Source organism: Pedobacter sp., from assembly GCF_031119335.1.
Classification (GTDB): domain Bacteria; phylum Bacteroidota; class Bacteroidia; order Sphingobacteriales; family Sphingobacteriaceae; genus Pedobacter.
Genome location: NZ_JAVHXT010000002.1, coordinates 160,589 through 179,055, shown reverse-complemented (window position 1 = coordinate 179,055; position 18,467 = coordinate 160,589). Strand labels below are relative to the sequence as shown.

The following is an 18,467-nucleotide window of genomic DNA, read 5'->3' as shown; positions in this document are numbered from 1 at the left end:
TTGAAAAACCCCGAAGCATTTCGGGGTTTTTTTATGGCAAAATTTACTCGTTACCTATTGGAGCACTAAATGAACCGTTTTCTACGGTTATTGTTTGCAGTGTGGTTAATCCCGAGCCAATCACCAAAACTCCAGAGAATTTACCTTCTACATGAGTGTTGTTCTGCTTGGTAATTTCTAATTCAAAAGCATCGTTCCAAACGGTTTGTTCAGACGCCGAGAAATTTTTTTGAACGTTGCCTTCCATAAAGTGGTAAATACTTAAAATAGAGAAGCGGGTATTGTCGTCTAACGTATATTTGCCAACAGGCACTCTATTACCTTCTTCATTCATTACGGTAATGCTAAGTGCTTCACCACTTGCCGTTATGCCAGTAATTTCTAAGAAGGCACCACCTTCCATCCATCTGGCTCTAACATTGTTAAAACTATGATCCTTTGAACCAATTTTAGCTTTCAAGTGTACACCACTTTCGTTATTGTTGTCGTCATTATCTTTACTGCAACCAGTGAAAACTAGTGAGGTAATTGCTGCGACCAATAACATTAACAAAGGTTTCTTAAACTGTTGTATCTGCATATTCTTCCGATTAAAGGTTTAATTAAAAGCATCCAATTTAATAGTAAAGTGTAAAACACTACTTTTGTTTTAATAAGACGAATTTTGCAGGTGATTTATTGCTTTGGCAACCAAGGTGTTGGTTAAGTGGAATTGGATAGCGCCAGAAATGTAGCCAACTCTAAAACAAGTCGGAAATAATTACGTTATATAGCTTTGCCTTTGCTAAATTGTCAGAATGCCATTGAAAATACTTCGCCTACCATTCATAATTCTCGTTACCTTACTGCCCTTTGCAGCATCAGCCAATTTCGATTTTAACGCCAATTGTCTAAAAGCTTATCAAAATATCTTTGAGTTAAAATTAAATACTGCCAAAGCATTAATAGCAGCAGAGAAAAAAGCACGTCCGCAAAATTCTATCGTGCCCTTGCTAGAAAATTATGTAGATTATTTTTATTTGCTTACCAACGAAAGTAAAACGGAATTCGACAGACTGGAAGCCAATAAATCTGCAAGGCTAGACCAAATTAGTAAAGACGATAAAAGTTCGCCCTACTATTTATATGCCCAGGCCGAAATCAATCTGCAATGGGCTTTGATCCGATCTCGTTACGGAGCTTATTTTGCTGCTTCGAGAGAAATAAATAGGGCCAATAGTTTGTTAAAAGACAACCAGAAGAAATTTCCAAGTTTTCATTTAAATACTAAAGGTTTAGGTTTAATCAATGTGGTAATTGGCGCACTGCCCGATGGTTTCATGAAATCCGCACTTTCTACCTTTGGGGTGAAAGGCGATGTACAAACAGGCTTAAGTCAACTAGATAAATTGGCAGAGAACTTGCCAAAATCAACCTACGAACCTTTTTACGAAGAAGTGATTTTTTACTACGCTTATATCCTTTCTGATGTGGCCAAACATCCGCAGGCTTATGCTAAAACCATGAAATATACTGCCCGCATAGCAGACAGCAGCTTGCTGAAAAGTTATATGCAAGCTTACGTTTGTGCCCGTAATGGGAAAAACGATCAAGCTATAGAAATATTAGAAAGTCGCCCTAAAGGAAATGTTTATCAGCCTTTTGCTTATCTCGATTACCTTTTGGGCGTAGTGCGTTTAAATAAGCTCGATCTAAAAGCTACTGCAAATTTCGAGCATTTTTTGCAAGTGAATAAGGGCGTAAACTACATCAAAGATACTTATCTGCACTTGGCTTGGGCTTCTTTGCTAAGTGGCGATAGTTCTGGTTACAATTCCTTCATTAGTAAAACAAAAAATGCAGGCGCTACTTTTGCAGATAAAGACAAGCAGGCACTAAACGAAGCAAACGCACCCACGCCTCATCTCGTTTTGTTAAAAGCAAGGTTGTTGTACGATGGCGGTTACCTCAGCCGTGCCTTGGAAGCGCTAAATAACCACAAAATTGATGATTTTAAATCTGCCAAAGACAAAGCAGAGTTTGCTTACCGGCTGGGGCGTGTAAACGACGATTTGGGCAGAGACGATGCTGCGCTTTCCAATTATCAAACGGCTATCAACTTGGGCAAGGGCACAAAGTATTATTATGCGCCAAAAGCCGCAGTATTAATGGGAAATATTTACGAAAAGAAGAAGAACTACCCGAAGGCAAAAGCCTACTTTAACCTAGCGGCAGGCATGAAAGATCACGAATACAAAAATAGCATCGAAAACGAGGCTAAACAGGGTTTGAAGAGAGTCGGTGGATAACATATTCGACTCAATTTTTTTGAAAAGAAATTACAGAAGTTCTTCGGTTACATCAGTCCCGCTTTCACTTCAAGTCCGCACTCGTTACACTCGCTTGCGGGCTTTCCGTTCAATCGGGTTTGATGAACATATTTAAGTGTTAATTACTCACATTGCCTTTAAAGCTGCTAACCCGTCCAGCTTTCTCTATCCAAACTGCGGTAGTGTATCGCCTCTGCCAAATGCTCCATATCAATGTCATCACTGTCCGCTAAATCGGCAATGGTACGAGCTACCTTCAAAATCCTATCATAGGCACGGGCAGATAAGCCGAGTTTCTCCATCGCTTGTTTAATTAAACCTCTGCCAACCTCGTCTATCACACAAATTTTCCGCACCATGTTGGCGCTCATCTGTGCGTTGGCGTGTACGCCTTCCATTTCTGTAAAGCGTTTGTCTTGTATTTCTCTTGCCTTAATTACCCGTTCCCTAATCAAACTGCTTTTTTCCGCAGGGCGAGATGATGACAGTTCTGAAAAATTAACAGGCGTAACTTCTACATGCAAGTCTATACGGTCTAACAAAGGTCCCGATATTTTGCTGAGATATTTCTGTACTACTCCGGGTGCGCAAACACAATCCTTTTCTGGGTGATTGAAAAAACCACAAGGGCAGGGGTTCATCGAAGCCACCAGCATAAAACTGGCGGGATATTCTACCGAAAACTTAGCCCTAGAAATACTCACCTTTCGATCTTCCAAAGGCTGGCGCATTACTTCTAGAACTGTACGTTTAAATTCGGGAAGTTCGTCCAAAAACAATACCCCATTATGTGCCAATGATATTTCTCCCGGTTGTGGATGCATGCCGCCACCAACCAAAGCAACATCGCTAATGGTATGGTGCGGGTCACGGTATGGTCTTTCTGTCATCAATGCATTTGATGCTGGCAAACGTCCCGCTACCGAATAAATCTTGGTACTCTCCAAGGCTTCAAGCAGATTTAACGGGGGTAAAATAGTAGGTAGTCTTTTGGCCAGCATGGTCTTTCCTGCACCTGGTGGCCCAATCAATATCACGTTGTGCCCACCGGCAGCGGCAATTTCTAAAGCCCGCTTAATATTTTCCTGACCTTTTACGTCTGAAAAATCTTGCTCATAACTGCTGATCTGCTTGTAAAACTCCTTTCTAGTATCTATTTGTAAAGGCTGTGGAACATCTTTCCCTGCAAAAAAGTTGATGACATCTAACAGTGTATCCATTCCGTAAACGTCTAAATCATTTACAATGCCAGCTTCATTTGCATTTGCTTTGGGAAGGATGAGACCTTTAAATCCCTCTTTTCTTGCTTGTATGGCAATGGGGAGTGCACCTTTGATACTTTGCAGGCCGCCATCGAGCGATAGCTCTCCCATAATCACATAGTCGGCCAGCTTATCTGCATCAATTTGCCCAGAGGCCGCTAAAATGCCAATGGCGATAGTCAAATCGTATGCAGAACCTTCTTTTCTAATATCGGCGGGAGCCAAATTCACTAAAATTTTTTGACGGGGCATGTGATAGCCAACAACGCGTACAGCGCTTTCCACTCTGTGCTGACTTTCCTTAACGGCATTGTCTGGCAGGCCTACCATGTAATAGCTGCTGCCAGCGCCAATATTTACTTCGATGGTAATGGTAATTGCGTCTACGCCGTATACAGCGCTGCCATAGGTTTTTACTAACATAGGTAGATAGATGTTTTTCAGTTTCAATTTAGGAAATTTTCCGAAAAACAAAAAAAGCCAGTGTTCTTAAACACTGGCTTCGCTTTATATTTTCTGTTACATTATAGTGATAAAATTTCTGCCAGTTTTAACCAAGCTGGTGTAACTTGAGTAGCATCAATATGCTTAATGGCTTTAGAAAAAGGAGTGAATACAATCTCTTTGTTCACTTGCCCCACCATCACTTTCGATTTTCCTTCTAACAAACCTTCTACCGCTGCAAGACCTAAACGACTAGCCAATACGCGGTCGGCGCAAGATGGGCTGCCGCCACGCTGGATATGCCCTAAAACAGAAACCCTAATATCGTGATGAGGGAACCTCTCTTTTAGTACTTCGCCAACATTATAGGCACCGCCTGCTTCATCACCTTCGGCAACTACAATAATTTTAGACGCTTTGTCTTTACGACCGTGTTCTACTCTCTCAACTAAATCTTCGGTAGTCATTTTTGCTTCGGGTATCAAAATTGCTTCTGCACCAACACCAATTCCGCTTCTCAGCGCAATTAAGCCAGAGTCGCGGCCCATTACTTCTACAATAAACAACCTATCGTGAGATTCTGCAGTGTCTCTAATCTTGTCAACGGCGCTAACTACAGTATTAATGGCAGTATCGTAACCAATGGTTAAATCAGTGCCTTCTAAATCGTTGTCTATCGTACCCGGAAGCCCAATAATTGGGAAATCGTATTCGCGAGAGAAAACATCAGCACCAGTAAAGGTTCCGTCACCACCAATCACTACTAAGGCATCAATTCCACTATCCAATAAATTTTGATGTGCTTTTGCTCTTCCTTCTGGCGTCCTAAAATCATCACAGCGGGCGGTTTTTAAAATAGTGCCACCACGTTGAATAATATTCGCTACAGATTTGCCATCCATTGGGATAAAATCGGCATTGATTAAGCCATCGTAGCCTCTTAAAATACCAGTAACTTTCAATTTGTAGTATAAACTACCTCTAACAACGGCTCTAATAGCTGCGTTCATTCCCGGAGAATCGCCCCCAGATGTAAGCACGCCTATATTTTGTATCTTACTCATTTATTGTTTTAAACTTATCTACGCCACTTTGTAAAAATGCGGTGTATTTTTTCGCATCAAAGATAGCACCTTGAGCGGGAACTAAAGGATTTAATTGATGATCTACCAATACATAATATGGTTGCGAATTTGCACCATATTTAGTAGCTTGAAAATCTTGGTTCCACCTGCCTAAGTCGTTTGTTTCTCCTTTTAAATATTTTGAATAATGCACCTTATCAGCAGGCATTTTAACCTTTCTCTCATCAACATAGAGTTGGATTAAAACATATTCATCTCTGATGATTTTCCCAACTGTTTCATCAATCCAAATATCATCTTCCATTTTTCTACAATTTACGCAGGTCCACCCGGTGAAGTCTAACATAATAGGCTTGCCAACAGATTTTGCGTAGGCAACACCTTCATCTAAATCGAAAAATACGTTAAATCCATGTGGTGCTGGCAATACATCGCCGTGCTTTACTTGTTTAGGAAAATCAAGTGATGCCGTTGATGCCGCTGCACCTTTGTGCTCACGTAGAATGAAATCTTGGGTGTGCATAGGCGGAGCTAAACCACTTAAAACCTTTAATGGGGCTCCCCATAAACCCGGTACCATATAAACCGCGAATGACAGCGAGAGAATAGCCAACATTAGTCGTGGCACGCTGATGTAAGCCAGGTCGCTATCGTGCGAAAATTTGAGTTTGCCTAACAAGTAGAAACCCATCATCGCAAAAATTACGATCCATAGCACTAAGAAAATTTCTCTATCGAACCATTCCCAATGCCAAACCAGATCTGCCGATGATAAAAATTTCAGCGCCAAAGCTAATTCTAGGAAACCTAAACATACTTTTACGCTGTTTAGCCATCCGCCAGATTTTGGCATGCTGTTTAAGAAGCCAGGGAAAATTGCCGACAAGGTAAAAGGTAGCGCTAAAGCTAAAGCGAAGCCAAACATTCCTACTGCTGGAGCTAAAATTTCGTCTTTGGCACTCGCTTGTACTAATAATGTGCCGATAATTGGTCCTGTACACGAAAAAGATACCAATGCTAAAGAGGCTGCCATGAAGAATATGCCACCTAAACCACTACTGTTATCCGCTTTTTTATCGATTTTATTAACGAAAGAACTTGGTAAGGTAATTTCAAATGCACCAAAGAACGAGAATGCAAAAAATACGAGCAATAAGAAAAATAGGATGTTGAAAATTCCACTGCTGCTTAGCTCGTTTAGCATCGAAGATCCGAATGCTAAAGTGATGATTAAACCTACCGCTACGTAAATTACGATAATTGAAAGCCCGTAAATAACGGCTTTCATAATGCCTTTTTGCCTACTTTCGGCTCGTTTGGTAAAATAACTTACAGTTAATGGCACCATTGGAAATATGCAGGGCATCAGGAATGCTAAAAAGCCTCCTAAAAGTCCTTCAATAAAGGTTTGCCATAAAGTTTTTGTTTTGTTGTCGGCATCGGCAGCCGTGGTAGCTTTGCCATCAGTTTTTACCGAATCTGCTTTTGCTACAGCGGTATCTGCTTTAATGTTGTTGGCTATGCTGTCTTCTTTTGAGCCAATGGTGGTAAATTCAATGTCACCCATATCGACTGCGGTAGTGTCTTCCTGCGTCGTTTGCCGAGCACTTGCTTGGTCGATATTAAATACGGTTAAAAGTGCTAATAAAAGCACCCATAATAAGTTTAGTTTCTTCATTTGTGTGTTGTGTGAAGCCGTGAAATTAGCGATAATTTTCTATTTATCAGGTCAGTTGCACATCATAAAGCGCTTACGTTAAACTATCGGAATTTTAAAAGGAACTTCCTCGGCAGGCAAACAGCTTTTATCGCTACAAGCCATAAACTCTAAAACGCCACTTACTACAGCTTTGGGTTTAAGCAGTTTTATTTTTTGCTTAAATACCACTTCATTCTCGAAATAACTCAATTTTTTTTGAAGTACTTTATCGAATTTATTGATAGGCGTAGGCGCTAGGGTTTTTCCGATTAGACGGTAAGAAGATGATGGCGTAAAACTGAAACTTGTTTTTGTTGGGCCTTCAGAATCCTGCATAGCGTATATATGCCAACCACGTGCGACCGTGGCCTTGATATAAACTTCTGCTTCTTGTTGATTAATCTTCTTCGCAAAATACGACCATTTCACAGGTTTATGTAGCTGTGCGAAAGTGGTGCTGCTAAATAAGATTAAAACAAAAAGTAAGATTTTCTTCATGCGCAAATCAAACAAAAAGAGGAAGCAATGTCAGCCATTTCTTCCTCTTCTATCAATTTTATTTTACAGGGATGCTGAAACTTACCTCGCTAGGTGGCAAGCACTGCTTATCATCACAAACCATAAACTCTACTTTACCTTTCACAGTAGTAGCGCCTTTGTTCAATTTTATTTTTTGGGTGAAAACTACCTCATCTTCAAAATAGCTTACATCCATTTTAAAAACCTTCTCATATTTAGTGATGGGTTTTGGTTCTGCCGTTTTGCCTATTAAGCTGAAATCTTTTGATGGTGTAAAAGAAATTTCAGTCTTGTTTGGACCTCCTGGCTTTAGGTTTTGAGAATAAAGGTGCCAATTAGGTTCGATGTTAGCCTTAATGTAAAGGGTAGCTTCGTTTTTTCCGGGAGTTTTTTTAGCTGCGTACTGCCAAGTTACCGGGTTTTCTAATTGGGCAAACGCACTGATGGTTGTCATTACCACCATTGCAACAATTAAAGTGATTTTTTTCATGTGTTATATAAGTTAGTTAGTCAAAATTTCAATTAAATAAAAGCTACTTCTTTAAAACCAAATTCGACAGTCTTTCCATCTAATGGTTTAATCTTTAGCAAGCCCTCATTGCTAATCCCCTCTATGGTTCCTTCAAACATCTTGCCATCTGCGGCTGCGGCATAGGTGGCAACTTGGTTTAGCCTATAAAGCTTACTAACGTACAGTTCCTTTAAAGCCGTGTACTTGCCTGCCCGCAATTTAAGATAAAGCTGCTCAATTTGGGTGCAAATCTCATTTAAAAGCGCCATTAAATTTACATCTTGTTGTAAAATTTGCGATATAGATGTTGTTTTATATTTCAGATCGCCCTTAAAATCTGACTGGTTGATGTTTAAACCTATGCCAATAATGCTGTGTTTAATATTACTGCCAACAATAACGTTCTCTATTAAAATGCCGCCAATTTTCTTGTTTTCAACATAAATGTCGTTTGGCCATTTAATTGTTAATCCAACAGGCAAATACTTTAACAAAACATTGTTTAAAGCAATAGAAACCGCCATGTTAAGAAAAAACTGTTCTATGGCTTTGAGAAAATTTGGCCTTAACAACAAACTGAAGGTCAAATTTTTTCCAGCCTCTGCAATCCACTCATTATTCATTTGGCCTCTACCCGCAAATTGGTGGTCTGCCATAATTACAGTACCTTCAGCTAGTGGCTCGGAATTTGAAGCTAGGTTCTTTAGATAATTATTGGTAGAATCAACCGCTGATAATTTGATAAGATTTTGACCAACAAATAATGTTGAAAAAGTGTTATTTTGCAAGAGTTGATTTTTATAATTTGTTGAAGACCAAAATTAATTTTTTTAATGGTAAAAAAGAAAAATGCCAACCTTTCTACATACCTATCTGAAATAGCCGTACACGGTATTCAGGAAAAAAAAGGGAACGATATTGTGCGATTGGATTTAAGGGAGCTGAGCAGTTCGGTTTCCGATTTTTTTGTAATCTGTAATGCAGATTCTTCTACACAAGTGAAGGCAATAGCCGATAGCGTAGAGGAAGAAGTCTACAAACTAACCCAAACCCATCCTTGGAAAAAAGAAGGACAAGACCACGCTGAATGGATCATTTTAGATTATTTGGACGTTGTAGTACATATTTTTAGAACCGAAAAACGTGATTTTTACGGCATAGAAGATTTATGGGGCGATGCCGAAGCTACCACATTCAAGAGTGCATAACCCCTCAAAAACATTTAATTAACATGACACAAGAGAACAATCCTAACGATAAGCAAAAGCCTTCTAAACGACTGCCGAATATTCCTAAAAGACCTCAAAAAACACCTAAGTTTAACATATTTTGGGTTTACGCAGCCATTATTGTAGCGCTTATTGCAGTTAATTTTTTATTTAATTCTGATACGGCAAAGCCAATTAGTTATAAAACTTTCGAAGAAGAAATGCTTATTCCTGGCGATGTACAGAAATTGGTTACCTACAAGGCAGACGATGTTTTGAAGGTTGAAGTTTATTTAAAAGAGAATAAGAAAGAGGACCCTAAGTATAAAAAGTATAAAGGTAGAACAGGATTTGGAAAAGAAACAGGTCCTATTGCCGTATTTAACGAGGCTTCTGCCGATATGTTAGCTAAAAAGTTAGAGAAATCTCAAGCTAACATTCCGCTAGAAAATCAAGTTCCTGTAGAAACAGAATCTAGATCTAATGCTTGGGCTGGAGTTTTCTTGAACATCATTCTTCCTTTGCTGTTGTTCGCGGGTTTATGGATTTTCATGATGCGTCGTATGAGCGGCGGCGGTGGTGGTGGCGGTGGCCAGATCTTCAATATTGGAAAATCTAAGGCTACTTTGTTCGATAAAGAAAGTCAAGTAAACATCACGTTTAACGACGTTGCCGGTTTAACTGAGGCCAAACAAGAGGTAATGGAAATTGTAGATTTCCTTAAAAACCCTAAAAAATATACCAATTTGGGGGGTAAAATCCCTAAAGGTGCGCTATTGGTTGGATCTCCTGGTACCGGTAAAACCTTACTGGCAAAAGCTGTAGCTGGTGAAGCACAAGTGCCATTTTTCTCACTTTCAGGGTCTGATTTTGTGGAAATGTTTGTAGGTGTAGGTGCTTCTCGTGTGCGTGATTTGTTCAGACAAGCAAAGGATAAAGCACCGTGTATCATCTTTATTGATGAAATTGATGCTATTGGTAGGGCTAGGGGCAAGGGCAACATGATGGGCGGTAACGACGAGCGTGAGAATACTTTGAACCAGTTACTAGTTGAAATGGATGGTTTTGGTACCGATAGTGGTATTATTATTATGGCAGCAACTAACAGAGCAGATGTGTTAGACAACGCTTTATTGAGACCAGGCCGTTTTGATAGACAGATCTACGTTGACATGCCAGATATTAACGAACGTAAAGAAATATTTGGTGTACACTTAAAACCAATTAAGTTAGAAGATAATATCGATATCAATTTCTTGGCAAAACAAACTCCAGGTTTCTCAGGTGCAGATATTGCCAACCTTTGTAACGAAGCGGCATTAATTGCAGCGAGAAAAGGTCACGAATCGGTAACTAAACAAGATTTCTTGGATGCTGTGGATAGAATTATCGGCGGTTTAGAAAAGAAAAATAAAATCATTACTAAAGAAGAGAAGAGGGCAATTGCTTTCCACGAAGCTGGTCACGCAACGGTATCTTGGTTGTTGCCACATGCGCATCCTTTAATTAAAGTAACTATTGTTCCTCGTGGTCAGTCGTTAGGTGCGGCTTGGTACTTGCCAGAAGAAAGAAGTATTACCACTACAGAGCAGATTTTAGATGAAATGTGTGCTACAATGGGTGGTAGAGCTGCAGAAAAAATCACCTTCAATAAAATTAGTACCGGTGCGTTAAGCGATTTAGAAAAAGTAACGAAACAAGCCTATGCAATGGTTTCTATGTATGGCTTAAACGATAAATTAGGTAATATTTCTTACTACGATTCTAGAGGTCAAGAGACTTTTACCAAACCTTATTCTGAAGCGACAGCTAGAATTATTGACGAAGAGGCTAGTAAAATTATTGAAGAACAATACCAAAGAGCTTTGCAAATTTTGACTGACAACCAGGAGAACCTAGGTAAGTTGGCAGAAAAGCTGTTAACATCTGAAGTAATCTTCAAAGAAGACTTAGAAGAGATTTTCGGAAAGCGTCCGTCTGATAGTGAAACAACAGAGTTGCTGGCAGAAAATGTTCCTGCAGAAGAACTGGTGATTGAGCCTACTCCGATAGCAGAAAATAATGATATTCCTGATAATGAAAATAAAGGCGTTAGTCATTAAATTTTATCCCGAGGTAACTCGGGATTTTTTTTGCTCGAATACTATAATAACTTTGCAGAAATGAAAGACAATATCACGCCTAAAGAACTCATGCTAAAAAAAATAAGGAAAGCGCTTCTAGAAAAGCGTGACAATCCTTACCCTAATTTAGAGGAAAGTCCTTTATACCAACAGAACGAAGAAGAGCTAGAGATTTTGTTTGCAGAGCAGCTAACTGCGGTAGCTGGTAACTTTATCTTTTGTGAAAACGGTGTCGATTTTGTAGAGAATATCCTCGATTTAGCAGATAAGTATAAGTGGCGTAAAATTTATTGCTGGGAGCCAGAATTACAGGCCTTGCTTAGCGCATACGAATTTCCATTTTACCAGACTGATAAAGACTTTGAACAAGCCGAAGTTGGCATCACTACCTGCGAGGCGCTAGTTGCAAGAAACGGTTCGGTAATGGTGAGTAACCAAAATGCAGCGGGTAGAAGATTAAGTATTTTTCCACATCATCATATTGTAATTGCCAGAACCGGACAATTGGTGCTTGATTTGAAAGATGCTTTCCAATTGCTGAAAAATAAATATGGCAACCAAATCCCATCTATGATTAGTAACATCACAGGGCCAAGCCGTACTGCAGATATTGAAAAAACCTTAGTGTTGGGCGCACACGGTCCTAAAGAACTTTTTGTGTTTTTAATTGATGATTTTTCTTAAAGTATTTTGTTCTATCGTCTAACAGTATTACTTTTATACTAAATACCAAACTGGTTTAAAGTAAATACTACTGTTTATATGAACAAAATTCAATCGGTAATTACCGGTACAGGGAGTTATATTCCCGAAAATGTCATCTCCGGAAAACATTTTCTTACCAACACTTTTTTTGATGGCGGGGTTAAAATTGATAAGGAGAACGAGGAGATCATTCAAAAGTTTGCCGATATCACAGAAATCAATGAAAGACGATACATCAGCGAAAATCAGCTTAACCACGATATCGGCACTTTAGCAGCGCAATTGGCAATTGAAGATGCAGGCATTGATAAAGAAACATTGGACTACATCTTGTTCTGCCATAATTTTGGCGATGTAAAAGCTGGTAGTAACAGAGTTGATATGCTGCCTGCATTAGCTGCTAAAGTTAAGGTTCAATTGGGTATTGCTAACCCAGATTGCGTAGCCTTCGATATCATTTTCGGTTGCCCAGGCTGGGTGCAGGGAATGATCCAGGCAGATTATTTGATTAGATCTGGCGATGCGAAGAAAGTATTGATTATCGGTGCTGAAACCCTTTCGCGGATTGTTGATTCGCACGATCGCGATAGTATGATTTTCGCTGATGGAGCAGGTGCGACTATTTTAGAGGCCAAGTCAACTGACGATAATACGGGAATTTTAGCTCACAAAGCACAAACTCACGCTAGTCATGCAGATATGTTGATTATGGGCAGCAGCAGCAATCCTGATGAGACAAATGGCAATGCTTATATTAAAATGAAAGGGCGTAAGCTTTACGAGTTTGCGGTAATCACGGTTCCGCAATTGGTAAAGCAAGCTATAGATAAATCTGGGGTTGATATTAAACAAATTAAAATGGTTTTTATTCACCAAGCCAACGGCAAAATGGATCATGCCATTATGAAGCGTTTGTTTAAGCTTTACGGAGAAGATACCGTACCAGAAAAGCTAGTACCTATGACTATTTCTTGGTTGGGTAACAGCTCGGTTGCTACAGTACCTACACTGATAGATCTGGTATTAAAGAACAAAGTTGATGGTTATCAGATACAAAAAGGAGACCATGCTGTTTTTGCTTCTGTAGGTGCAGGAATGCACATTAATGCGATAGTTTACAAGTTCTAGGAAAAGATAATAGTTCTAGGCGGATGTTGATCATCTGCCTAGAATATTTCTTCAGTGTATTTTGTGGAAGTTGTTAAGGCAGCCGTGATGAAGCATTTGACCGCATTATCCTAACCTCAATGTCATTAAGTTAAGAGAAATCCAAAGGATTTTAATATTTATAGTTTCAGCATCGTAGATTTTTTGTACGACCCCTTCGAGGTCGAATGTTGGCTCACATATTTTTCTATAGACATTTGACCTCGTGGAGGTCTTCATGCTTCCTATAAACCTGAGTTCGATTATTATTTGTGTGTTTTCCACTATTAAATAGGCGTTTTAGCTTATGGTGGTCAGCATGACGTTGCGCCTAGGCATAGCGAAGGCATAGCAATATTTTCAATGAAATAATAATCGAACTCAGGTTATAAAGAAAATTGCCCCGCCATACAGTTAAGTTGAAGCTAATTTTATTTTAGTGTCAGTCACAGTATATAGGTTTAAAACTTACATGACACTAGCTCTTAGAGCGATTGCTTTACTTTAAGAAGTATCTATCTATAATACTCCCGATATCTTCTACTTCATCGTTATCTTCTATTACAGGTTCATCAGTTTTATAGTCAATACGAACCCATTTTTTGCCTTTTAATTTAGTAATGAGCAGATATTCTTCGGCCATTTTGAAAATGGTAAAAGTGTTATCTTCTTCCGCAATTACTTCGTAAATAGCCCCGCGAAGTTTGAAGTGAAAACTATCTTCCATTGTTAAAATTCGTCTTCTTCATCCTCATCTTCCTCTGGATTTTCTATATAGGCCACAATCAATTTGCCTAAAGCATTTACTTCTTCATCAGGTTCAAAAACTGGCGTACCTGTTTCTCCGTCAAATTTAATCCACTGCTCGCCTTCATCTTTCTGAATTTGAACGTATTCTTTTCCATTCTTGTAAATGGTGTAAGTTTCATTTCCCTCTGGGAAAACAGCGTAGTTGATATGGTTAAGTTCTAAATCGAAGGGTTGCATATAAGTTGTGAGTTATAAGTAATAAGTTTTAAGTGAGTTACGCCAAAAGGTCTCTAATATCATCCTTACTCAACGATTTAAAGAAACTCTCTTCTGTGGTGATTAACGAACTAGCCAAACGTTTTTTGCGGTTTTGCAAAGCTAAAATCTTCTCTTCCACCGTGTCTTTTGAGATAAATTTATAGATGAAAACTTTCTTCTCCTGACCAATACGGTGGGTACGGTCAATGGCTTGCTGCTCAATAGCAGGGTTCCACCATGGGTCTAAGATGAAAACGTAATCGGCTTGGGTTAGGTTCAAACCAACACCACCTGCTTTTATCGAAATTAAGAACACCCTTAAATCTTCGTTTTGCTGAAAATCTGCTACAATTTCGCCTCTGTTTCTGGTGCCGCCATCTAAGTAAGCATAGCTGATTTCCTCTTTCTCCAAATGCTTTCTAAAAATATCCAAGTGCTTCACAAACTGAGAGAAAATCAAAACCTTATGGCCACCTTTTAAAACGTTATCTAAAGTGTGCATCACATTTTCGAACTTTCCAGAGTCAGAAGTGTATTCCTCGTCAATCATTACCGGATGATTGGCCAATTGGCGCAAAGCAGTTAATCCCTGCAAAATCTGGATTTGTTTTTTTGCGTAGGTGCCGTTGTCCATGCTGCTCAACAAATCGTTACGATAGGCAGATTTCGTTTTTTCGTAGTAAGCGGCTTGGTCTTCGCTCATGTCACAATAGAAAATATGTTCCGTTTTTGGCGGAAGCTCCGATGCTACCTGCTCCTTCGTTCTACGCAGCACAAAAGGTTTGATGATGGCTTGCAATTTCTTCGCTTTATCTTCGTCCTTACGTTTTTCTATGGCTTGTACATACTCTTCATTAAAAAAAGTTTGTGTGCCCAACAGACCAGGGTTTAAGAAAGTTAGCTGTGTCCATAAATCGCTAACCGAGTTTTCTATTGGCGTACCGCTCAGTACCAATTTATGCCTCGATTTCAACATTCGCACTGCTTTAAAAGATTTAGAAGAAGGGTTTTTAATGTTCTGACTTTCATCGAGAATAATGTAGTTGAAATAAAATCCCTGCAATAAATCTGCATCTACACGGGTAACGCCGTAAGTGGTTACTACAATATCATACTTATCAAAAAGTGCTACATCTTTATTTCTGTTAGTGCCAGTATGCGATAATATTTTTAGAGACGGAGTAAACTTCTTCGCCTCGTTAAGCCAGTTGTAAATTAAAGAAGTAGGCATCACAATTAGCGACGTGCTGTGTGTGCTTTGCTGCACATCTTCCTCTTTCATTTTTTGCAACATGGCCAATGTTTGGATGGTTTTACCCAAACCCATATCATCAGCCAAACAACCGCCAAAGTTATATTCACGTAAAAAGCTAAACCAATTGTAGCCTGCCTTTTGGTAATGACGCAAATCGCCTTTAAAATTTTGTGGCATGGCAAAATCAGCAATGTCTTCAAAATCGTTCAGCTTTTGCAGTTTGCGGTCTAACGTTACATTGGCAATGCTGTCTTCTGCCAAATCATTAATTAAACCCACATGGAATTTCTTAAGCTTCAGGTTTTTACTTGTATCAGCCAGGCTAAACAAACTGCTATACTGCGTAAACCACTTTTCAGGGATAACTGCAATATCGCCATCAGGCAAAACAAATTCTCTTTTTTTATGAAGGATATGCTGTTTTAACGAAATAAAAGGAATAGGATGGATACCGAAATATACAATCGCATTAATGTCGAACCAATCATTATCTTCTTTGATTTCGAAGTCGATTTTGTTGCTGCCCAACACAAAACGCTTGGCACTGTTGGCTTGTTCTACGTTAAAGCCTTGTTCCTTTAATACATCGATGTGTTCGTTTACCCAACTGATTATGGCATAAGAAGCATCGTGGTTTTCACTTAAAGTTGGCAACTCTAAATGATGAAAAAGCGCACTTACTTTCTTCAAACCCAAGCCTGTTAAAAAACTGAACTGCTGTTTCTCCCAATCTATATTGCGTTTTACACGGTGGAAAGTGTAGTCTGGATTGTCTGTGTTGCCTTCCTTAGTTAAACGAACTGTAACCTTATGCTCGTTGCCCATGGCAAAAGAATATTCGCCGTATTTAAAATAAAGCTGTATTTGCGACACGCCATTCTCCACATAAATTACCTTAATGGTTGCCTTCGGTTCGTATTTTTCTGTCTTAATTTCGAAACCTTCGGCGTAAACATGGTATTTTTCAATTAGCGGTGCCACAAACTTTTCGAAATAAGTTTCTTCCGTAGCTTTTGGTATGGTAATGTATCTTTTGTTGAGGAAAGGTGTAAGTTTCTTGCCTTCAAAATCTTGCTCAAAGAAATACATTACATCGTTTAATAACAACCAGGCAGGCTGATTGCAAATTACCTGTGCATCCTTGAACATAAAATCGATGCGTAAACCTTGGTATTTGATGGTCGGGAAATAACGTGTTTCTACTTCATTTCTGCGGAAGTGAAACAGAATAGTTGCGGCTTCGGTAGCCAATTCTATCTTGCGTTCTGCAGGCCAACCGTCTTTGTCCATGAGGTATAAATCACCTTTGGTTTTTAGTACTTCTAAAACCTCCACCAATTTCTTCTCTATTTTGGGGCGTACGCTGTCGTAAAATTTCTGGTCGTAAAACTTGCTGAAAAACTCGAAAGGTCTAACCGCTTTTTTATGGTATTTCTTGATGATGAAATCTTGTTCAGTTTCATCTAAAATTTTAATCAGTTTAAAATCTAAATCAGTTAAATGTTTTGCAAATTCTTGCGCCGTATGCGTAAATAAACGCTGGTAGGTAAGCGAGAAATCGCCCTGTGGATTTAGCTGAACAATGTGCGGTTCAATTAAATAGCCCAAATAATCGTGTTTGCATAACGAATACACGATTTGACAAGGTGCTGAACTATTTACTCGTAACATTGCTTAAAGGAAAAATTTATTAAAAGGTACGCTGATAAAAATTTCTAAACTTACGGCAAATACTTGTTTTTTCAAAGCAAAAGCTAAAAACGATGTTCGATTTTTATAGCGCTTAAATTATTTGAAAAGCAGGGTTTGTGCTGCTATTTTTCGTTCGTCCCGCCGACCTGTCCCGATACTTCGGGATTCGCTTTACTTGGGGCAAACATACAGGTTTGCCCCTACGTGCTCGCTGCTGTCGGGTTTAGGTGGCAATGCTTGTCAAAGGCTTTGCGTTCTTTGCGAAAACTTCCAAAATCTTTGCGGTTATTTTTTTAAACGCAAAGAAAATGAGAGTTACGCAGAGGACGCAAAGATGATTTGGCGTCATTGCAGGTTGTTACCTAGTTTCAGAAACCTTTGTTAGTTAAACCCGATTGAAGTGGAAATACTTTTTGGAGCGTCATTTCGAACGCAGTGAGAAATCAGTTTCATAGAAGCGATTAACCGTGAGATTTCTCTCTGCGTTCGAAATGACGGAAACAGTATACAAAAAGATTGTAACGAAAAGCGGGGCTGCATTTGCCAAGAACCACCGACATTCTTTTCCTAAAAATTCAACATCTACACGAAAATCTTTAAAAAATTGCTGCCCGTTGGTCGAAAAATTACAGGCGTTGGTCTAGGGTTAACTGCTTGTGGTATAAAACGCCGATAAGTGCTGAAACGTTTTCGATTTGGTGTCGTCTTATATTCGAAAACATCCTGAAAAGGTTGACAATTAACAGAAAATCAAAAAGATAAAAATATTAAGATTATGAAAACTTCTATTAAAAATTTATTCGTGGTAGCATTAGGTTTGGTAACAATGACTACTTCTGCATTCGCAACTGACAGCATTAAAGAGAATGCAAAAAACAGTGCAAGCGCTAACAAAGTAACCATCTTAAACGAGGTAAAAAACATCAACAAAATTGTGGCGACCGGTAACGTTGAAGTGTTTGTAGTACAAGCACCAACAGAAAGCGTAAAAGTGTACGATAGCTACTATTCTAAAAATGCTTTGGTACAGCAAAAAGACGGCGTGTTGCGCATTAGTTCTTTCGAAAAGGAGCCATTATCGGTAACAGTTTATGTACGCAACATTTCAGCTATCGAGGTAAGCGAGAATGCTACAGTAAAAACTTTCGGAAAAGTGAACTTTTTAAGTTTAGATGTGATTTTGAAAGATAAAGCTACAGCTGATATCAACGCTAGCACGGTAAACCTTTACACTTCGGTTAAAGACCAGGCAAGCTTAAAATTAAGTGGTTCTACAGAAGAGCACTATGCTTTAATGGGTACTTCGGCAAAAATGTCTACAGGTAACTTCATTGCGGGTTGTTCAGATGTAAAATCTATTGCTCCGGCTTACAGAGCACAAGCCAAAGTAATTGCAAATACGTTAGAGGCAATTGCTGCAAATGACGAGGTGCTTTTATCAAAATAAAATCCGCTCCCGTAATAGGGCTCTACATAAATGTAAAAGGCAGTTCGAAGGTTT

Annotated in this window: 16 protein-coding genes; 6 read left to right on the top strand and 10 right to left on the bottom strand. The window is 39.1% G+C overall.

Translation table 11 applies throughout. The features are described from left to right. Positions 1–43: 43 nt before the first annotated feature. Entirely contained in the window at positions 44–580 is a 537-nt protein-coding gene (locus tag REI64_RS02975) for a hypothetical protein (protein ID WP_308848605.1), read from the bottom strand. Between the two features lie 217 nt (positions 581–797). Here REI64_RS02975 and REI64_RS02970 point away from each other — a divergent pair, with 217 nt between their 5' ends. Then, complete coding sequence (locus REI64_RS02970; RefSeq protein WP_308848604.1) at positions 798–2,288, top strand: tetratricopeptide repeat protein; 1,491 nt, start codon at positions 798–800, stop codon at positions 2,286–2,288. 167 nt (positions 2,289–2,455) lie between these two features. Here the strand turns inward: REI64_RS02970 and REI64_RS02965 are convergent, their stop codons facing one another. The 6 genes from REI64_RS02965 to REI64_RS02940 form a co-directional block, all read right to left on the bottom strand. Then, positions 2,456–3,994, bottom strand: a complete 1,539-nt coding sequence (locus REI64_RS02965; protein ID WP_308848603.1) for a YifB family Mg chelatase-like AAA ATPase — start codon at positions 3,992–3,994, stop codon at positions 2,456–2,458. A 101-nt stretch (positions 3,995–4,095) separates the two neighbouring features. Continuing rightward, the gene (pfkA, locus tag REI64_RS02960) at positions 4,096–5,079 is read right to left on the bottom strand and encodes a 6-phosphofructokinase (protein WP_308848602.1); all 984 of its coding nucleotides are present in this window, start codon (positions 5,077–5,079) and stop codon (positions 4,096–4,098) included. Continuing rightward, complete coding sequence (locus REI64_RS02955; RefSeq protein WP_308848601.1) at positions 5,072–6,778, bottom strand: cytochrome c biogenesis protein CcdA; 1,707 nt, start codon at positions 6,776–6,778, stop codon at positions 5,072–5,074. The genes pfkA and REI64_RS02955 overlap by 8 nt, the downstream gene beginning before the upstream one ends. Before the next feature lie 78 nt (positions 6,779–6,856). Continuing rightward, a complete protein-coding gene (locus REI64_RS02950) occupies positions 6,857–7,297 on the bottom strand; it encodes a protein-disulfide reductase DsbD domain-containing protein (protein WP_308848600.1) in 441 nt (146 codons plus the stop codon). A 58-nt stretch (positions 7,298–7,355) separates the two neighbouring features. Then, the gene (locus REI64_RS02945; protein ID WP_308848599.1) at positions 7,356–7,808 is read right to left on the bottom strand and encodes a protein-disulfide reductase DsbD N-terminal domain-containing protein; all 453 of its coding nucleotides are present in this window, start codon (positions 7,806–7,808) and stop codon (positions 7,356–7,358) included. 32 nt (positions 7,809–7,840) lie between these two features. Next, a complete protein-coding gene (locus REI64_RS02940; protein WP_308848598.1) occupies positions 7,841–8,617 on the bottom strand; it encodes a biotin--[acetyl-CoA-carboxylase] ligase in 777 nt (258 codons plus the stop codon). Positions 8,618–8,662: 45 nt separating this feature from the next. Here REI64_RS02940 and rsfS point away from each other — a divergent pair, with 45 nt between their 5' ends. From rsfS to REI64_RS02920, 4 genes are all read left to right on the top strand, one after another. Continuing rightward, complete coding sequence (gene rsfS, locus REI64_RS02935) at positions 8,663–9,037, top strand: ribosome silencing factor (protein ID WP_308848597.1); 375 nt, start codon at positions 8,663–8,665, stop codon at positions 9,035–9,037. A 23-nt stretch (positions 9,038–9,060) separates the two neighbouring features. Next, positions 9,061–11,139 (top strand): ATP-dependent zinc metalloprotease FtsH, encoded by a 2,079-nt coding sequence (gene ftsH, locus REI64_RS02930; RefSeq protein ID WP_308848596.1) that lies wholly within the window; start codon positions 9,061–9,063, stop codon positions 11,137–11,139. Between the two features lie 60 nt (positions 11,140–11,199). Next, positions 11,200–11,844 (top strand): lactate utilization protein, encoded by a 645-nt coding sequence (locus REI64_RS02925; RefSeq protein WP_308848595.1) that lies wholly within the window; start codon positions 11,200–11,202, stop codon positions 11,842–11,844. Positions 11,845–11,922: 78 nt separating this feature from the next. Then, the gene (locus REI64_RS02920) at positions 11,923–12,993 is read left to right on the top strand and encodes a ketoacyl-ACP synthase III (protein WP_308848594.1); all 1,071 of its coding nucleotides are present in this window, start codon (positions 11,923–11,925) and stop codon (positions 12,991–12,993) included. A gap of 517 nt (positions 12,994–13,510) precedes the next feature. On the opposite strand, the gene REI64_RS02915 is transcribed toward REI64_RS02920, so the two are convergent. The 3 genes from REI64_RS02915 to REI64_RS02905 are packed head-to-tail and all read right to left on the bottom strand — an operon-like array spanning position 13,511 to position 16,945. Next, the gene (locus tag REI64_RS02915) at positions 13,511–13,738 is read right to left on the bottom strand and encodes a hypothetical protein (protein WP_308848593.1); all 228 of its coding nucleotides are present in this window, start codon (positions 13,736–13,738) and stop codon (positions 13,511–13,513) included. Between the two features lie 2 nt (positions 13,739–13,740). Beyond that, positions 13,741–13,998 (bottom strand): hypothetical protein, encoded by a 258-nt coding sequence (locus tag REI64_RS02910; RefSeq protein WP_308848592.1) that lies wholly within the window; start codon positions 13,996–13,998, stop codon positions 13,741–13,743. A gap of 37 nt (positions 13,999–14,035) precedes the next feature. Further along, positions 14,036–16,945, bottom strand: a complete 2,910-nt coding sequence (locus REI64_RS02905) for an SNF2-related protein (RefSeq protein WP_308848591.1) — start codon at positions 16,943–16,945, stop codon at positions 14,036–14,038. A gap of 796 nt (positions 16,946–17,741) precedes the next feature. Between REI64_RS02905 and REI64_RS02900 the strand changes: the two genes are divergently transcribed. Further along, the gene (locus tag REI64_RS02900) at positions 17,742–18,413 is read left to right on the top strand and encodes a GIN domain-containing protein (RefSeq protein ID WP_308848590.1); all 672 of its coding nucleotides are present in this window, start codon (positions 17,742–17,744) and stop codon (positions 18,411–18,413) included. Positions 18,414–18,467 lie beyond the last annotated feature (54 nt).

Bases quoted from the DNA above. Each gene is read 5' to 3' on its own strand.
- REI64_RS02915 (WP_308848593.1), bottom strand. From the start codon at position 13,738: ATGGAAGATAGTTTTCACTTCAAACTTCGCGGGGCTATTTACGAAGTA.
- REI64_RS02905 (WP_308848591.1), bottom strand. From the start codon at position 16,945: ATGTTACGAGTAAATAGTTCAGCACCTTGTCAAATCGTGTATTCGTTA.
- REI64_RS02925 (WP_308848595.1), top strand. From the start codon at position 11,200: ATGAAAGACAATATCACGCCTAAAGAACTCATGCTAAAAAAAATAAGG.
- rsfS (WP_308848597.1), top strand. From the start codon at position 8,663: ATGGTAAAAAAGAAAAATGCCAACCTTTCTACATACCTATCTGAAATA.
- REI64_RS02965 (WP_308848603.1), bottom strand. From the start codon at position 3,994: ATGTTAGTAAAAACCTATGGCAGCGCTGTATACGGCGTAGACGCAATT.
- REI64_RS02910 (WP_308848592.1), bottom strand. From the start codon at position 13,998: ATGCAACCCTTCGATTTAGAACTTAACCATATCAACTACGCTGTTTTC.
- REI64_RS02945 (WP_308848599.1), bottom strand. From the start codon at position 7,808: ATGAAAAAAATCACTTTAATTGTTGCAATGGTGGTAATGACAACCATC.
- ftsH (WP_308848596.1), top strand. From the start codon at position 9,061: ATGACACAAGAGAACAATCCTAACGATAAGCAAAAGCCTTCTAAACGA.
- REI64_RS02900 (WP_308848590.1), top strand. From the start codon at position 17,742: ATGAAAACTTCTATTAAAAATTTATTCGTGGTAGCATTAGGTTTGGTA.
- REI64_RS02920 (WP_308848594.1), top strand. From the start codon at position 11,923: ATGAACAAAATTCAATCGGTAATTACCGGTACAGGGAGTTATATTCCC.
- REI64_RS02975 (WP_308848605.1), bottom strand. From the start codon at position 580: ATGCAGATACAACAGTTTAAGAAACCTTTGTTAATGTTATTGGTCGCA.
- REI64_RS02950 (WP_308848600.1), bottom strand. From the start codon at position 7,297: ATGAAGAAAATCTTACTTTTTGTTTTAATCTTATTTAGCAGCACCACT.
- pfkA (WP_308848602.1), bottom strand. From the start codon at position 5,079: ATGAGTAAGATACAAAATATAGGCGTGCTTACATCTGGGGGCGATTCT.
- REI64_RS02955 (WP_308848601.1), bottom strand. From the start codon at position 6,778: ATGAAGAAACTAAACTTATTATGGGTGCTTTTATTAGCACTTTTAACC.
- REI64_RS02970 (WP_308848604.1), top strand. From the start codon at position 798: ATGCCATTGAAAATACTTCGCCTACCATTCATAATTCTCGTTACCTTA.